General features: G+C 32.4%; 14 protein-coding genes. 5 read left to right on the top strand and 9 right to left on the bottom strand.

Annotated features, from left to right (window positions below; genetic code table 11):
• Nucleotides 1-64: 64 nt before the first annotated feature.
• The 8 genes from C8N26_RS12335 to C8N26_RS12300 form a co-directional block, all read right to left on the bottom strand.
• Nucleotides 65-769, bottom strand: a complete 705-nt coding sequence (locus C8N26_RS12335) for a DUF4369 domain-containing protein (protein WP_120187542.1) — start codon at nt 767-769, stop codon at nt 65-67.
• Nucleotides 770-809: 40 nt separating this feature from the next.
• On the bottom strand, nt 810-2,117 hold the full coding sequence (locus C8N26_RS12330) for a DUF819 family protein (RefSeq protein ID WP_120187541.1): 1,308 nt from the start codon (nt 2,115-2,117) through the stop codon (nt 810-812).
• A 41-nt stretch (nt 2,118-2,158) separates the two neighbouring features.
• Complete coding sequence (locus tag C8N26_RS12325; protein WP_120187540.1) at nt 2,159-2,818, bottom strand: DUF2490 domain-containing protein; 660 nt, start codon at nt 2,816-2,818, stop codon at nt 2,159-2,161.
• Between the two features lie 138 nt (nt 2,819-2,956).
• Complete coding sequence (locus tag C8N26_RS12320; RefSeq protein WP_120187539.1) at nt 2,957-4,876, bottom strand: S9 family peptidase; 1,920 nt, start codon at nt 4,874-4,876, stop codon at nt 2,957-2,959.
• A gap of 25 nt (nt 4,877-4,901) precedes the next feature.
• Nucleotides 4,902-8,102 carry a WD40/YVTN/BNR-like repeat-containing protein gene (locus C8N26_RS12315; RefSeq protein ID WP_120187538.1) on the bottom strand — a complete coding sequence of 1,067 codons (3,201 nt, stop codon included), beginning with the start codon at nt 8,100-8,102 and terminating at the stop codon, nt 4,902-4,904.
• A 99-nt stretch (nt 8,103-8,201) separates the two neighbouring features.
• Nucleotides 8,202-8,366: an Arc family DNA-binding protein gene (locus C8N26_RS12310; protein ID WP_120187537.1), complete on the bottom strand. Its 165-nt coding sequence runs from the start codon at nt 8,364-8,366 to the stop codon at nt 8,202-8,204.
• A 144-nt stretch (nt 8,367-8,510) separates the two neighbouring features.
• Nucleotides 8,511-9,011, bottom strand: coding sequence for a hypothetical protein (locus C8N26_RS13575; RefSeq protein ID WP_211327809.1), 501 nt, complete (start codon nt 9,009-9,011; stop codon nt 8,511-8,513).
• A gap of 22 nt (nt 9,012-9,033) precedes the next feature.
• Nucleotides 9,034-9,894 carry an SPFH domain-containing protein gene (locus tag C8N26_RS12300; protein ID WP_120187536.1) on the bottom strand — a complete coding sequence of 287 codons (861 nt, stop codon included), beginning with the start codon at nt 9,892-9,894 and terminating at the stop codon, nt 9,034-9,036.
• Between the two features lie 122 nt (nt 9,895-10,016).
• Between C8N26_RS12300 and C8N26_RS12295 the strand changes: the two genes are divergently transcribed.
• The 5 genes from C8N26_RS12295 (at nt 10,017) to C8N26_RS12275 (ending at nt 14,906) form a co-directional block, all read left to right on the top strand.
• A complete protein-coding gene (locus C8N26_RS12295) occupies nt 10,017-10,805 on the top strand; it encodes a S1/P1 nuclease (protein ID WP_028892902.1) in 789 nt (262 codons plus the stop codon).
• A gap of 130 nt (nt 10,806-10,935) precedes the next feature.
• Nucleotides 10,936-11,448 (top strand): TlpA disulfide reductase family protein, encoded by a 513-nt coding sequence (locus C8N26_RS12290; protein ID WP_120187535.1) that lies wholly within the window; start codon nt 10,936-10,938, stop codon nt 11,446-11,448.
• Nucleotides 11,449-11,454: 6 nt separating this feature from the next.
• Nucleotides 11,455-12,075 carry a thioredoxin family protein gene (locus C8N26_RS12285; protein WP_120187534.1) on the top strand — a complete coding sequence of 207 codons (621 nt, stop codon included), beginning with the start codon at nt 11,455-11,457 and terminating at the stop codon, nt 12,073-12,075.
• A gap of 110 nt (nt 12,076-12,185) precedes the next feature.
• A complete protein-coding gene (locus C8N26_RS12280; protein WP_120187533.1) occupies nt 12,186-14,684 on the top strand; it encodes a M14 family metallopeptidase in 2,499 nt (832 codons plus the stop codon).
• 66 nt (nt 14,685-14,750) lie between these two features.
• Nucleotides 14,751-14,906: a YqaE/Pmp3 family membrane protein gene (locus C8N26_RS12275; RefSeq protein WP_081728322.1), complete on the top strand. Its 156-nt coding sequence runs from the start codon at nt 14,751-14,753 to the stop codon at nt 14,904-14,906.
• A 92-nt stretch (nt 14,907-14,998) separates the two neighbouring features.
• Here the strand turns inward: C8N26_RS12275 and pafA are convergent, their stop codons facing one another.
• Nucleotides 14,999-16,636: an alkaline phosphatase PafA gene (gene pafA / locus C8N26_RS12270; protein ID WP_028892906.1), complete on the bottom strand. Its 1,638-nt coding sequence runs from the start codon at nt 16,634-16,636 to the stop codon at nt 14,999-15,001.
• Nucleotides 16,637-16,738 lie beyond the last annotated feature (102 nt).

The following is a 16,738-nucleotide window of genomic DNA, read 5'->3' as shown; positions in this document are numbered from 1 at the left end:
AAAATAGAAATAAAAAAGCTCATTCAAATTTGAATGAGCTTTTTTTATATAATAAAGAAAAGGATTATTTACCTTCTTTTGTTTTGATATCACTTACAAATTTTTGCAAACGTTTTCCATATTCAGAGCTTTTAACTCTATCTGTTAAACTATTGTTGATAGTATCTAAAAGTTGAATGTTAGCATCGTATAATTCTGATAAAGCAATGTAAGGGGCAGCTTCGCTATCAGCATTAGCAATAGCAAAGTTTGTAGAAAATAAGAAACGACGACGAATCATTTTTTTATAATCTTCCTCTATTTGCTGTATTTGAGCTTCATCTTGAGATTGACGAGCTTCAAGATCTTTTTTTACAAAATCTAAACGTTGCTCTAAAAATTTCTGGTTTATCTTACGATATTCATCCATAACTTTTTGATTTTTAGATCCTTTAATTTCAGGTTTAAAACCAAATTCTTCAATATTATCATTTATTGTAATTTCACCTTCTTCACCAAAGAACATAATGTGTTTGTCGGTTGTGTTACCATCAAAAGTAAGGTAGTACATTACAGGAGATTCTACATTATCGGTTAAAATAAATTTGTCATCACCTAATAAAGCTAAAGAATCAACAGATACTAATAAGGTATCGTTCATTTTTTGAAGATATAAAGTACCTTTTTTTAGTCCTTTGATTTGACCTTTAACTATCATGTTTCCCTCTTTTTTAGAGGAGCAGGCAAAAGCTACAAGTGCTATTGCGAAAAGAGCAATAATTTTCTTCATTGAATTCAAAATTTGTCTGTTGCAAATATGCAGATTTCTCTTAAACTTTTGAGGCTATTTCCATTAAAATTGTACAGAGAATTGCTCCCACGGTACCTATTGCATATCCAAAAACAGCTAATAAAACACCTACAGTAGCTAATGATGGGTGAAAAGCTTGTGCTACAATAGGAGCAGAAGCAGCACCACCAACATTTGCTTGACTTCCTACAGCCAAGAAGAAATATGGAGCTCGGATTAATTTAGCTACTAATATTAATAATCCAGCATGAATAGCCATCCAAACTAATCCAATAGCAATTAACCCTACATTGTCAAAAATTAAAGTTAAGTCCATTTTCATACCAATAGTTGCTACCAATACATAAATAAAAATACTACCAATTTTACTAGCACCTGCACCTTCGTAATTTTTAGCTTTTGTAAATGATAAAAATATTGCTACAATTGTTGAAATACTAATTAACCAGAAGAATCCTGATCCTAAAAATGAAAAGATATTTCGCCATGTTTGAGATTCCATACTAGCAGTAATAGAAGCAAAAATTTCGCTTAAATATCCTGCAGCAAAATGACCAAAACCAACAGTACCGAAAGCGATAGCTAACATAATTATGAAATCAGTTAAGGTAGGATTTCTACGTACGCCTTGTGTGAAATTAGAAACACGTTCTTTTAAGTCTTCAATAGCAGAAGTATCAGCTTTTAACCACTTATCAATTTTATCTTTTTTACCAATTCCAATTAAAATAATTGCCATCCAAATATTAGCCACAACGATATCAACAAATACCATTCCTCCATATTTAGCAGGGTTATATTTATAAATTTCTAACATTGCGGTTTGGTTAGCACCACCACCAATCCAACTACCAGCAAGGGTAGATAAACCTCTCCATACAGCATCAAAATCTGCTCCGCCAACAGTTTCAGGAGAAACAGTAGAGATTAATAAAATAGCGATAGGGCCTCCAATAACAATTCCAATGGTTCCTGTAAAAAACATAATTAATGCTTTTGAACCTAAGTTAAAAATTGCTTTTAAATCAATACTTAAAGTCATTAAAACTAAGGCTGCAGGTAATAAAAATCTACTAGATACATAGTATAATTGTGATTTGTTTTTTACCACTTCGCCAGCAGCATTTGTAGTTTCCCATTCAGGAGAAATAACTCCTAGAGTAGTAAATATTGCTGGAATAAAATAGGCCATGAATAAACCGGGTACTATTTTATAAAATTTATGCCAAAATCCTGAGGTTTGTGATTCTGTATAAAAAACAAAACCTAAAGAAATCATTAAAATACCAAATACGATTGCATCGTTTGTAAAAAGAGGTGTTTCCATCTAAAAAAATTTGTCGCTAAAGTATGAAATAATAGTTAGTTCTATTTTCTATGGTTTGTGGTAATTGCAATTCCTAATTGAATTCTATTGAAATTACCAATCTCATTTACATTTATTAGTTGATATCCTGCTTGAAGCTTAACTATGTCAGATATTTTATATTTAAAACCAGCCCCAAACCAGTTTTGATTATATGCTTCACCTTTAAAATCTAAAAAAGTTTCATTATATATGTAAGTAGACCATTTTTCATCAATAGGATGACCTAAGGCTAATTGATATCGAAAGAAGTTACCAGTAGTTGATTTAAAAAAACGTTGTTCACCTCTAAAGCGATGTGCTAAATTTAAGCTAGCTATTTTATGCTTTACATTTAGGTCTTCATAAATACGATGTTCGTTAAAGTCACCAGCATTAATATCAAAAGTTTCATCGGTGTTTAAGAAAGCATACCCTACAGTAGCATTTATATTTTTATTGAATTTATAATTAGCTCCTAAACGTCCGATGAATTGTTGCATGTCGTCTCCTACTTCAAAGAAACGAAAATGTGCCATAGATTTTAACCCGAATTTATCTGAAATTTGGTGAGATCCGTTGTACATATACCATACACCAAGTTCTTTGGTTGGATCAGGTTGATTTTGAGAAAAGGTGTTTAATGAAAATAAAGTGATAATTAATAAGAATAATTTTCGCATAATAATAGTTGTGGTTCTTTGTGATATTAAAAATCCCCTACATGAATGAATATGCAGGAGATTTTATGTTATGCTGACAAAAATATAAACTCGATAATTTTTATAAAAAGTTATACTGTTAAAGTTCTTTGAGTTTATTTATAATTCATCGTTTTTAATTGGAGTTTCTTTCTTTAAATAAGTGTCTAAGAATTGTAAAATTTTACTGTTTGCTTCTATTTGATTTTCTTTTTTAACAAAACCATGCCCTTCATCTTCAAAAAGAACATATTCTACAGGAACACCATTTTTTTTAACTCCAGCGACAATTTCATCAGACTCTACTTGTAAAACTCGAGGGTCGGTAGCTCCTTGTAATACCATTAAAGGTTTGGTTACTTTATCAGTATGAAATAAAGGCGAAATCCTTTTAAGCCTTACTGAATCGGCAGAATAAGGGTTTCCTAATTCTTTGTATAAAGCTTCTCTAAAAGATTCCCACCATGATGGAATACTCTTTAAAGTACGCATCCAGTTTGTAACTCCATAAATGTTTACACCAACAGCAAACTCTTCAGGTGTATAGGTTAATGCAGCCATTGTCATATAACCACCATAAGAACCACCAATGATTCCGATTTTTTCAGCGTCAATTTCTGGTTGGTTTGCTAACCAATTTTTTCCTTCTACACAATCTTGTAAATCTTTTTCACCGTGATTCAAGTCATCCATAGTAAAAAAGGTTTTACCATAACCACTACTTCCGCGATTATTAACAGCTAATACAGCATATCCATGGTTCACTAAATATTGAATTCTAGAATTGAAGTTTTGACGTGATTGCCCTCCAGGGCCTCCATGAACCCAAACTAAAGCAGGAACTTTATTATTTTCTGTGGCTTGATGAGGTAGATAGTAAATAGCAGGAATAGTTACTCCGTCAAAAGAAGGGTAACGGATTACTTTTGCTTCTACCAAGTCATTAGGGTTAATATCTTTGTTAAGTACATCTGTTAGTTGTGTTTGTTTTTGAGTTGCTAAATCGTACACATATAGGTTTGATGGAGAGTTAGAACCTCCTGCATAAAAACGCATCATGTTTTCATCTCTAGAAAAACCAACGCTAGTTATACTTTTTCCGTTAACATTAGGTAAGGTTATATTTTTACCTTCAGCAACATCAAAAACTTCAATTACATTTTTTGCATCTTCATTAATATAGGTAACTCTATATTTTCCATTGTTGGTAAAATAACTTCCAGAAATATCCCAATCTTTAGCTAATATTTTTTCTGTTTCATTGGAGCTAATGGTGTATTTCATTAAGGTAGCAAATTCACCTTCTGCATCTGTTGTATAGTAAAAATCAGTATCATCAATAGAAAAATCAGCAGCTGAATTACCACTCAATGTTAGATTGATTTTTGTGATTACTTTAGTGGTTCTATCAAACAAGAATAGATCACTATCGTTGGTGTTAACAGTTTTGCTTAGCGCTAAAATATTTTTATTATTAGATATTGCTGCTACGTTATAACCCTCCTTATTTTCATAAATCATTTCAGGAGTGAAAGTTTCAAGATTCATCTCATAAAGATCCATGAAACGCTTATCTCTTTTATTAGAAGTAAAAAAGAAGCTTTTCTCATCTTTTGCCCAGCCAAAAAATCCAGCTCTAGCACCTTTAGTTGGTGTTAAATTTTTAATGTTGCCATCAAGCTCTCTTAAAAAGATATGATAAATTTCATCTCCATTATTATCCATTCTAAATAACATTCTTTCATCTTTTGGAAAATAAGATGTTGCAAAAACAGAAGAACTGTCCGATTTTGTTATTGGTTCAAATTCTCCACCAGCTGTAGAAACTGTATACATGTTGTAAATTCCAGAACGATTACTGGTTACGAGTAATTTTGAATTATCAGGTGAAAAACTTCCTCCTAAAACACTTTCGTTATCCATCATTTGCTCGATAGAGTATTCTTTAAGTGTTTCACCAATTTCTGCTGGCTTTTTTTGGTCCTTTTTACAAGCACTTGCTATAATAGTTATAGCGAGTAGTAAGGTTATTTTTTTCATTATATAAGGTTTAGTTAATTTGAATTTATTCTACAGAAAATTTTTCTGTTTCTTTAAATGGAGATAAATCTATTTTTTCTACCTCAACTTTATATTCTTTCCAGTCTTTATCAAAAAAAGCATTGGTTTTTTGAATGACTTCTTTAAAAGCTCCTTTAAATTGATTGATTAATTGTTTTTCAGTAGCGGTTTGTTCACCAAATCTACTATTTACATACCAATTAGCTGTACCTAATCTTTGGGTAACTGTCGGGTCGGGGTTACGAATAATTCCTTGACGTTTATCAACTTTTCCAAAGTAAATATCAAGTAAGCTATCAATTTTTTTAATAGTTTCAGTTGAATTTTTTATTTGCTCTTTGTAGGCTTTCTTGTCTTTTTTAGTAAACTTAGCTTTATAACTATTAGCTATGTCTTTACTTTCAACCAATTGTTTAACTGCATCTGCAATAATATTTTGATACTTTTCTAGCTCTTTACCTGTATCGTATTTTTGATTTATAGCCGTTTGAGAAATAGTTAATCTAGGATCGAATTTTACCGTGATATTTTGCTCAGAAATTTGATCTCCAAACGTAGTTTTAATTCTGTAAGTACCCGGTTTTACTTTTACACCACCAGGCTCATTTTTTTGTTTTCTAATGGTTCTTGAAGGTCTAGTTACTCCTTTTTCATCCATAAACCAAACTCCTTTGTGAATTCCATTTTCTTTGGGAGTTTTTCTTTTTAATGTTCTAATTAACCGATTACCATCAAAAATTTCAAATTTAATAGAATCCCATTTTATTGTATTTTCAGCTTCTTTTTGAGTTGTTTTTTTAGTGTCTTCTTTTTTATCAGTTTTCTCTTTTACTTTTGGTTTGTTGATGTAGAATTGTACTAAAGCTCCACGACTTCTATTTTCACCATTATAAATAGCATCGGCACCAAATCGACTACCTGTTGGTTGTTGATATGCTGCTTGATAAGCAATAGGAGGTTCAAATAATTCGATACTTTTTGTAAGAATATTTTTGTCTTTAGCTAAAGCTCTTAATGGACGAATATCATCCAATACCCAAGCTGATCTACCAAATGTACCTATAATCAAATCGTGTTCTCTTGGGTGAATCACCAAATCTTTTACAGGAACAGTGGGAAAACCTTCTGTCCATTTTGTCCATTTTTCACCAGCGTTTAAAGAGATGTATAGTCCGTCATCAGTTCCTAAAAAGAGTAGGTTAGATTCTATAGGATCTTCAATAATACTTAACGTAAAACTCTCTACATCGTTTTCATCTACAATAAGTTTCCATGTTTTTCCGTAATCTGTTGTTCGGTAGGCATAAGGTTTGTAGTTAAAACGACGATAATCGTTAGCAACTAGCAATGCTTCTCCTTTGTTTTTATTAGATGTTTTTATTTGTGTTATCCAACTATTTTCTGGTAACCCTTTTAGGTTTTTAGCAACATTTGTCCAAGTTGCACCACCATTTTGAGTGATGTGTACCTGACCATCATCCGTAGCCACCCATAACATGTTTTTTTCTAAAGGTGAAGGTTCGATTACTAAAATAGTACAATGGTTTTCGGCCCCAGTAGCATCCATGGTTAAACCACCGCTTTCATGTTGATTCAATTTAGCTTTGTCATTGGTAGTTAAATCGGGAGAAATAACTTTCCAAGTCAGTCCTTTATCGGTTGATTTATGCACGAACTGACTTCCGAAGTATAAAGTTGAATTATCAAATGGATCAATATTAATAGCGGAGTTCCAGTTAAAACGTAGCTTTACATCAGGATCTGGATGCGTAGGACGAACCGTGTAATTGTTTCCTGTTTCATAATCGTAACGAGATACGAAACCTTGTTGACTCATTGTCCATCCATAACGTGAATTGTCTTTGTCTGGAACTACGTCAAAACCATCACCAAAACTAATCTCTTGCCAATAAGAGTTTCTAATTCCTTGGTCTTTCCATACATATGCAGGTCCTCGCCAAGAACCATTGTCTTGCATTCCTCCGTATATATTGTAAGGAAATTCGTTATCAACATTAATATGATAATACTGGGCAATAGGCAAGTTAGCAATAAAACGCCATGTTTTACCACCATCTCTTGTTATATTCAATCCTCCGTCATTACCATCAATCATAAAACTACCGTCTTTAGGATGTATCCACCACGCGTGATGATCTGGATGGATTCCGTTATCAACACCATAAGCAGGCATTAATTGTTTAAAGTTTTTACCACCATCAATAGAAACATTTATGTAGGTGAAAACTGTATATAATTTATGTTCGTTTTGAGGATCAACATAAATTTCAGAGTAGTAGAAAGGACGATTTCCAATACCTTTTTTATCATTTATTTTTTTCCATGTAAATCCTCCGTCTTCACTTTTATATAACGCATTCTTTTTTGCTTCTACTAAAGCGTACACAGTATTAGGGTTAGAAGGTGCAATTGCTACACCAATTCGACCTAACTCTCCTTTAGGGAAACCTTCTTTATCGGTGATTTTTTTCCAATTGTCACCACCATCATGTGTAATGTATAAACCACTTCCTTCACCTCCAGATTTAAAAAACCAAGGATCTCGTTTGTGTTCCCACATAGCTGCTATTAGTTTATTAGGATTGGATGGATCCATAATTAAATCAGCAGCACCAGTTTTGTTATTGTTGAATAAAATTTGTTTCCAAGTTTTACCACCGTCGGTAGTTTTATATACACCACGTTCTTTATGTTCTCCCCAAGGAGATCCGATAGCGCCTACGTATACAACATCCGGATTGTTTGGGTGTATAACTACACGATGTATGTGACGTGTTTTTTCTAAACCCATTGATTTCCATGATTTTCCACCATCTAAGGATTTAAAAATTCCGTAACCTCCATTCAAGCTGTTACGAGGGTTACCTTCACCAGTTCCTACCCAAATAACGCTTGGGTTTGATTGTTGAATAGCTAAGGCTCCTATAGAGGCAGTTACCTCTTTATCGAAAATAGGTTGCCATTTAATACCACCAGAAGTAGATTTCCAAACTCCACCAGAAGCTGTACCAACGTACATAATATCAGGATTTGACTCTACTACATCAATAGCGGTTACACGACCACTCATACCACCTGGACCGATGTTTCGTGGCTTCATGTTTTTAACCAAATCCATTGAGAATTCTTGAGAGAACAACATAGATACAGTAAAAAATAAAAGGAAAGAAAAAAGCTTGTTCATAATTGTTAGTTGATTGTAGTTTAGTTGTGTACAATTTACAAAATAGAAAACGCCTAATTTAAAATTAAGCGTTTTTTAACAAGTTGTTAAGATTAGAGGTTATTCTTCTTTCTTTTTTGGTTCTCTTTTAGCTTCTTTAAGTGCTTGCATAAGCATCCATTCAATCTGTCCATTGGTAGATCGAAACTCGTCAGAAGCCCATTTTTCAATAGCTTTTAACATGTCTTCGTTAATGCGGAGTGCAAATGCTTTCTTTTTTGCCATGTTTGTTGTTATATATAAGTAATAGTTGTGTTAGAGGTTTAGATTATAGGTTAAAAATATGACTTTATATTATTTTGTTTATACCCATGGTATTATAAAAGTCAGAAGATATATAATAATAAAGACTATGATGTTCATCATAATTTACTGTAATTTATATTGATAGGTTTCTAAAACACGCTTTGCTTCTTGTTCTTTTTTTGTTCCTATTAGTAATTTTTTATCATTTTTCAGTTCTAGTTGAATACCAATATCTCCTGAAATATTTACAGCAGTTCCCCTTTTTTTATTCCAAAGTAATCCGCCTTTCAAGCCCCATCCTCCATATTCACCAATAGGATCATAATTTCTGACATATGCTTTTTCTATTTCAGACCAAGCTATTTTTCTTAATGATAGATGAAAAGGAAAGAATTGATAATGAATTCCATACTCATCGATTCTTGTAGTTAGTTTAAAAATAAAAATGAAAGCGAAAGAAACTACAATACCAAGAAGAGTAAGTGCAAACTCTGTTGAACTCATTGTAGAGTTTTCTTGTATGTACTCTTTGATAATAAGAGTAATAGGGACAATTAAACTTACTGCTAAAATTACTAATAACCATAATTGTGTAAACCGTTGTTCTTCTTTAAAAACTTTCATTACTTAACCTTCTTTGAGTCTTTTAATGATTCAACGTTCCTGCATTTACTACAGGTGCAGCTTCTTTATCGCCACATAAAATCACTAGTAAATTACTAACCATTGCGGCTTTACGTTCTTCGTCTAAATCAACAATTTCTTTTTTGTTTAGTTCTTCTAAAGCCATTTCTACCATGTCAACAGCACCTTGTACTATCTTATGTCTAGCAGCTACAATAGCTGTAGCTTGTTGACGCTTTAACATAGCACTTGCTATTTCTTGTGCATAGGCCAAATAACCAATACGTGCTTCTAAAACTTCGATACCTGCAATAGCTAAACGCTCTTCTAGTTCTTTTTCTAAAGCTTCACTTACTTCATTTACACTTGATCGTAAGGTAATGTCTTCTTCATGACCTTCATCAGCAAAATTATCATACGGATACATACTTGCTAGTTTGCGTACAGCAGCATCTGTTTGTACGCGAACAAAGTTTTCATAATTGTCTACATCAAAAGCGGCTTTATAAGTTTCGGTAACGCGCCATACCAAAATAGTGCTAATCATTACTGGGTTTCCAAGTTTATCATTCACTTTTAAACGCTCACTATCAAAATTACTAGCTCTTAATGAAATAGTTTTCTTTTTGTATAAAGGGTTTGCCCAATACAATCCATTTTGTTTTACTGTGCCTACATATTTACCAAAGAATAACAAAACTTTAGAGGAGTTTGGGTTTACTAAAATAAAGCCTAAGGCTAGTATAAAAGCTAGTAAAGAAATTAAAAGGAATGCTGGATTTTCGGTTTTAATTGTTAATGTAATTCCGCTTATAAAAAGTATAAGTACAATAAAGAACATTAAATACCCATTGGCTGGTTTGATGATTTTTTCTGCTTTCATTTTTGTTTTAATTAAAGTGATATTAAAATGATATTATAAAGATATGTTTTAATTTTTGTTAAATCCAAATTTTTGAGGAATTATTTTTATAATTTAGCTTCCGATTATAATTTAAACTATTCATGAAGACAAAATTTTTAATAGTATTCGCTGCTTTTTTGGTAAGTGTTTCCTCAGTAGCTAATAACGAAGATGTGTGGGGGCCAACTGGTCACAGAGCTACAGGAAAGATAGCAGAAAAACACCTGACAAAAAAAGCTAAAAAGAAAATAGAAAAGCTATTACAAGGAGAAAGTTTAGCGTTTGTATCTACTTATGCAGATGAAATAAAATCTGATAGAAAGAAATATGGTAAATTTTATACTTGGCATTATGTAAATATGCCATTAGATGCTCGTTATGAAGATACCGAAAAGAATCCTGAAGGAGATATGGTTACGGGTATTGAGAAATGTATAAAAGTGTTAAAGGATGAAAATAGCTCTACAGAAGATAAACGTTTTTACTTAAAAATGTTAGTACATTTAGTAGGAGACTTACATCAGCCAATGCATATAGGTCAAAAAGAGGATTTAGGAGGGAATAAGATACAAGTTCAATGGCACGGTAAAGGCTCAAATTTACATAGAGTTTGGGATGAGGATTTACTTAATAAGTGGGATATGAGCTATATTGAATTAGCTAATAACACTAAGCAATTATCAAAAGAGCAGGTAAAAGTAATTCAACAAGGAACTGTTGTAGATTGGTTACACGACACACACAAAATTACCAAAGAGGTATATAAATCTGTTGAGGTAGGAGAAAATTTACGCTACCGTTATTCGTATGTTTATTTTCCTGTAGTAAGAGAACAATTACAAAAAGGAGGATTACGTTTAGCTAAACTATTAAATGAAATTTATAGCTAAAAAATAAAAGTATTACTGATAAAAAAAGCCCGAAAAAATTAACTTTTCGGGCTTTTTTCTTGTTAATGTTTCGTTAATTCTACTTTTTAACTAACACAATCAGTTAATTTTGAGAGGAAACAAATATCAAATGCATAAAATTCTAATACTTTTTTTGGGGAGTTTCATGTTGCTTTCTTGTAAAGGAAAACTTAAAGAAACGGATGAAGTCAGAGACTCTTCAGTTAAAATAGCTACGCTAAATTATGAAGAGTTAAAACCCTTGCTACATAAAAATGACGATAAAACCTATGTTGTTAATTTTTGGGCAACTTGGTGTATGCCTTGTGTAAAAGAGCTACCCGCTTTTGAAAAGTTAAACGCAGCGTATAAAGATAAAAATGTAGAGGTGGTTTTGGTGAGTTTAGATTTTCCTAAACAGAAAGAAAGTAACTTAATACCGTTTGTTAAGAAGAAAAGTTTACAATCTAAAGTACTACATTTTGACGATGCAAACGAACAATTTTGGATACCAGATATTGCTGAAAACTGGTCAGGTTCTATACCAGCAACGTTAATTTACAATGAGAAAAAAAGAAAGTTTTACGAGAAATCATTTAGCTATGAAGAGTTACAATACGAATTACAAACCTTTTTAAACTAAATAATTATGAAAACATTTAAAACAATATTGTTATTGTTAGTAGTTGCAACGATATCTGCATTTACTATTAATCCTTCAAAAGGATATAAGGTAGGAGATGAAGCGGCCGATTTTTCACTAAAAAATATAGACGACACCATGGTTTCTTTAGCTGATTATTCAGAAGCAAAAGGATTCATTGTAGTGTTTACGTGCAATATGTGTCCGTATTCGGTAGCAAATGAAGATCGAATCATTGCTTTAGATAAGAAATATAAAAAGAAGGGGTTTCCTGTAATAGCTATTAATCCAAATGACCCAGAGGTTTCAAAAGGAGATAGTTTTGAAGCGATGAAAGTGCGTGCAAAAGAGAAAGGTTTTACTTTTCCTTATTTGTTTGATGAAGGTCAAGAGGTGTATCCAAAATACGGAGCAACTAAAACGCCACATGTTTACATATTGAATAAAAAGAAAGGTAAATTAATTGTTGAATACATTGGCGCTATTGATGATAGTTCTCGTAACGAGAATAATGTAAAGGAACGTTTCGTTGAAAACGCGGTAGATGCTTTGTTAAAAGGAGAAAAGCCAACAAAAACAGATACCAGAGCAATTGGATGTTCTATAAAAGATAAAAGAAATAGTTAATAAACACCAACAGGATAAAAGAATCCCACTTTTATGTGGGGTTTTTATTATTTAGACAAAATCTATACACAAGCGATTTTAATCGTAGTTAACACAATCAACTTAAAATAATGAAGAAATTATTACTATCACTACTATTTGTTAGCACAGCATTAACAGCACAAACAGTCGATTTAAATTATTACTTACCTCAAGATGTTTCCTACAATCAAAATATACCTATGCCAAAGTCTATTTTAGGGCACGAAGTAGGAGAGTGGCATGTAACTCACGATAAATTGGTAGAGTACATGAAAGCACTGGCAACATCTTCAGATAGGATAACATTTGAAAATAGAGGGACAACTTATGAAGGAAGACCGTTAGTATTGTTAACAATTACTTCCCCAAAAAATCATCAAAATTTAGAAGCAATACGAGAAAAGCATATTAAAGCCACAAATGATGCTTCTGTAGATGTTTCTGATAGTCCAATTGTGGTATATCAAGGATTTTCAATTCACGGAAATGAGGCAAGTGGTACCAATGCAGCGTTAGCAGCCGCTTATTATTTAGCAGCGGGAGAAGGGCAAAAAATTGAAGAATTATTAGAAAACTCAGTAATTCTTTTTGATCCAGCGATGAATCCAGATGGTTTACAACGTTTTGCATATTGGGCAAATACAAATAAGGCAAATAATATAAATCCAGATCCGAATGATAGAGAATATCATGAGGTTTGGCCGGGGGGAAGAACTAATCATTATTGGTTTGATATGAACCGTGATTGGTTGCCAGTTCAGTTGCCTGAGAGTAGAGCAAGAATTCAAACTTTTCATAAGTGGTTGCCGAATATTTTAACCGATCATCATGAAATGGGAACGAATTCTACCTTCTTTTTCCAACCAGGAATTCCGAGTAGAACAAATCCGTTAACACCAAAAATGAATCAGAAGTTAACTAAAGAAATCGCTACGTATCATGCAAAAGCATTCGATAAAATTGGTTCAACCTATTATTCAGAAGAAAGTTTTGATGATTTTTACTACGGAAAAGGGTCAACCTTTCCTGATATTAATGGAAGTATAGGAATTTTATTTGAACAAGGAAGTTCTCGTGGGCATGCGCAAGAAAGTGAAAACGGAGTGCTAACCTTTCCGTTTACAATTCGTAACCAGTTTACAGCAGCGTTATCAACTTTAGAGGCTGCTAAAAACATGCGAACTAAAATTTTACAATACCAACAAGATTTTTATAAAAACTCAAGAAGTTCAGAAAAGAACAATGCTATTGTGTTTGGAGATGAAAAAGATGCAACAAAAACAAATCATTTAGCAGAAGTCTTACAACGTCATCAGATAAAATTTCATGAGTTAAAAGAAGATTTTACATCGAATGGAAAACACTTCAAAAAAGGGTATAGCTATGTAGTACCGATGAACCAAAAAAATCATCGATTGGTAAAAGCGATGTTTGCTGTTCAAACGAAATTTAAAGATAGCTTGTTTTATGATGTGTCTGCATGGACATTTAATCATGCTTTTGGAGTTGATTTTTCGGATGATATTTCATTATCAAAAGCAGGAGTTGAGATAACTGAATTACAACCTAAGAAAGGGAGAATTCAACAAAAAAGTAGTGTGGGATATTTATTTCCTTGGAATGAATACAATACACCAAAAGCTTTAAATGCGATTTTAGAAAAAGGATTACGAGCGAAAGTAGCGATGAAAAAGTTTACAAATGATGGTAATTCATACGACTATGGAACCATTTTTATTCCAGCTCAAAATCAAAAATTAAATGGAAATGAATTATTTGATTTCTTAGGCACAGTAGCGAATGAAAATCATATTGCAATTAAAGGAGTATCTACAGGGTTGAATGAAGGAATTGACCTAGGAAGTAGAAATTTTGAAGCAGTAAAGCAACAAAAAGTAGCGATGTTGGTAGGAAATGGAGTAACAAGTTATGATGCAGGAGAAATTTGGCATTTGTTAGATCAACGATACGATATGAAATTAACAAAGTTAGATACTGATTATGCTACGAGAGTAAACCTTGATAGGTACACAACGATTATTGTTCCTAATAGTCGCTCGCTTGACAAGAATTTAGAGGAAAAATTAAAGGTATGGGTGCGTAATGGTGGCGTGTTAATCGGATATAGAAATGCAGTAAACTGGTTATCGAACAAAGGATTTATTGATGTGAAGTTTAATAAAACTAAAATAGATTCAGTGAATAATGTATCGTTTGAAAATCGTTCGTTACAATCGGGAGCGCAAGTAATAGGAGGTGCTATTTTTGAAGCAAAGATTGATCGTTCACATCCAATCAATTTTGGTTACAAAAATGATAACATAGCTTTGTTTAGAAATACTAAACAATTTATTCAAGCGGATACAAAGAGTTATAACAATCCAATTCAGTATACAAATAATCCGTTATTGAGTGGTTATATTTCAAAAGAGAACTTAAAGGAATTGAAAAACACCGTTCCGTTTAAAGCAGGACGCTTAGGAAGTGGTAGAGTAATCATTTTTACTGATAATACTAACTTTAGAGCATTTTGGTTTGGAACTAACAAATTATTGATGAACGCTATTTTCTTTGGAAAGTTAATGTAGTAGAATTAGAAGTGTAACAAAATTCTAATTAACTCGTCTTTTAAGTATACTAACTAAAAAAGTACTATGAGTTTATTAAGAGTTTTATTAGCAATTTTTTTTCCACCCTTAGCAGTGATAGGTAAAGGTTGTGGATCTATTTTAATAGTGTTTCTACTAACACTTTGCGGATGGGTTCCAGGAGTTATTGCAGCACTAATTATATTAAACAACCCAAATTAAACAATGATTTGAGAATTTGAAGATGAATTAATTAAAAACGCCATTTTGAGTTTGTCAAAATGGCGTTTTCTATTTACTTGGTTTTAAATTCTCTATTCAAGAACTTCATCTATAACTTTTCCTGTGAAACCGTTCGGAAATTCAATTTGTAATAAATTAGAAATCGTTGGAGCGATGTCTACAATTTCATATTTCTTTTTAGAAACACCTTGTTTAATTCCGTTTCCGTAGAAAATCATAGGAATGTGTGTGTCATAAGAGTAACCAGAACCGTGTGTAGTTCCTTTTCTAGAGCTGCTTGCAATAGTTGAAGGATTTGGAACTAAAATCACATCACCAGAAAACTTTTGGTTGTATCCATTTTGTAACACATGTAAAATTCCGTTCGTAAACGTAGTAGTTTGCATGGTTCTAGCAGTAACAGCTTTGTAAATTCTATTATGGTTAATAGCTTCGTCAGCAATAGTTTGTGCTACATTTTCATAGTTAAGGTTTAACTCTCTAATCTTATCTTTGTTTAAGAAGACTTGAAAGTTAGAAATGTTTTCAATGATTTCGTCAGATTTAAAGTGCTTTACCGTAATCTCATTTAAAAAGTTTTTAAAAGCTACAGGTTTTACATAACCCGCAGGTATTTTTAAAGATTCTAAGTAAGCAGGAACTTGTACAGCAGCATGATCAGCTGTTAAGAATAAGGTGTAATTGTCTTTCCCTACTTGTGTGTCTAAAAACTTGAATAACTCAGCTAAATCTTGATCTAAACGTAAGTATGTATCTTCAATTTCCTTAGAAGCAACTCCAAATTGATGCCCAACATAATCAGGAGAAGAATAACTGATTGCAATAAAATCAACAAACTCAGATTTTCCTAAGTTCTCACCAATAATAGCTGCTTTAGCAAAGTCGGTAGTAATCGAGTTTCCAGCAGGAATACCTTTTATAATACTGTAGTTGTTGTTGCTTTTTCTTAATGTTGGAATATCATGAGGAAAAACAGGTCTTTCTTGCCCTTTAAAAGTAACTTCAAAATCGTTATCGTCTTCAATACTTTGTGTATAAGTACTAATATCATATAAAGTTTCCCAAGGCTTACTTAAATATTCATCAGCTTTTCCTGAAGCGTTGAACTCTTGTACCCAAGTTGGTAATTCATTTAAGTAAAAAGAAGAAGAAATCCATTGTCCTTTATCACCTCCATCAAACCAATAAGCAGCATTAGCAGTGTGTCCTGCAGGTAAAATAGCCGAACGATCTTTAATTGCCACACCAATCGTTTTACCTCTCATGTTTTGAGCAAGTTTTAACTGATCGGTTACTGTAGTGGTTAACATTCTGTAAGGAGATTTTTTTCCGCCTTCACCATCATTTCCAACAGTATTGTAATTATTATCATCAACGCAGTAAATAGATTTCTTTAAATATTTATCATACCAATAATTACCAATAATTCCATGGTGTGTTGGTGTAGTTCCCGTGTAAATAGAAGTATGTCCTACAGCTGTGTAGGTAGGAATGTAATTATAATGAGCATTTTCTAAAGAAAATCCTTCTCTTTGTAAACGTTTAAACCCATCATTTCCATATCTATTAGCGAAACGAGTAAGATAATCATATCGCATTTGATCAATAACAACCCCTACAACCAGTTTAGGTTTTTGGGTACTTTTTTGAGGAGCGGTAGCACAACCTGTAATACATACGATGGCTAGTAAAAAAGCTATTTTTTTCATTTTATTCTTTAAAAATTAAAACTCAAAGGTACATAAAAAGAAAGCTAAAACTCTTAAATAAGGCGATGAGTTAATGGTTTTTTAATACTTTAGCAGAAAGAA

The organism is Tenacibaculum lutimaris, assembly GCF_003610735.1.
Lineage (GTDB): Bacteria > Bacteroidota > Bacteroidia > Flavobacteriales > Flavobacteriaceae > Polaribacter > Polaribacter lutimaris.
This window is presented reverse-complemented; position numbering and strand designations above follow the sequence as displayed.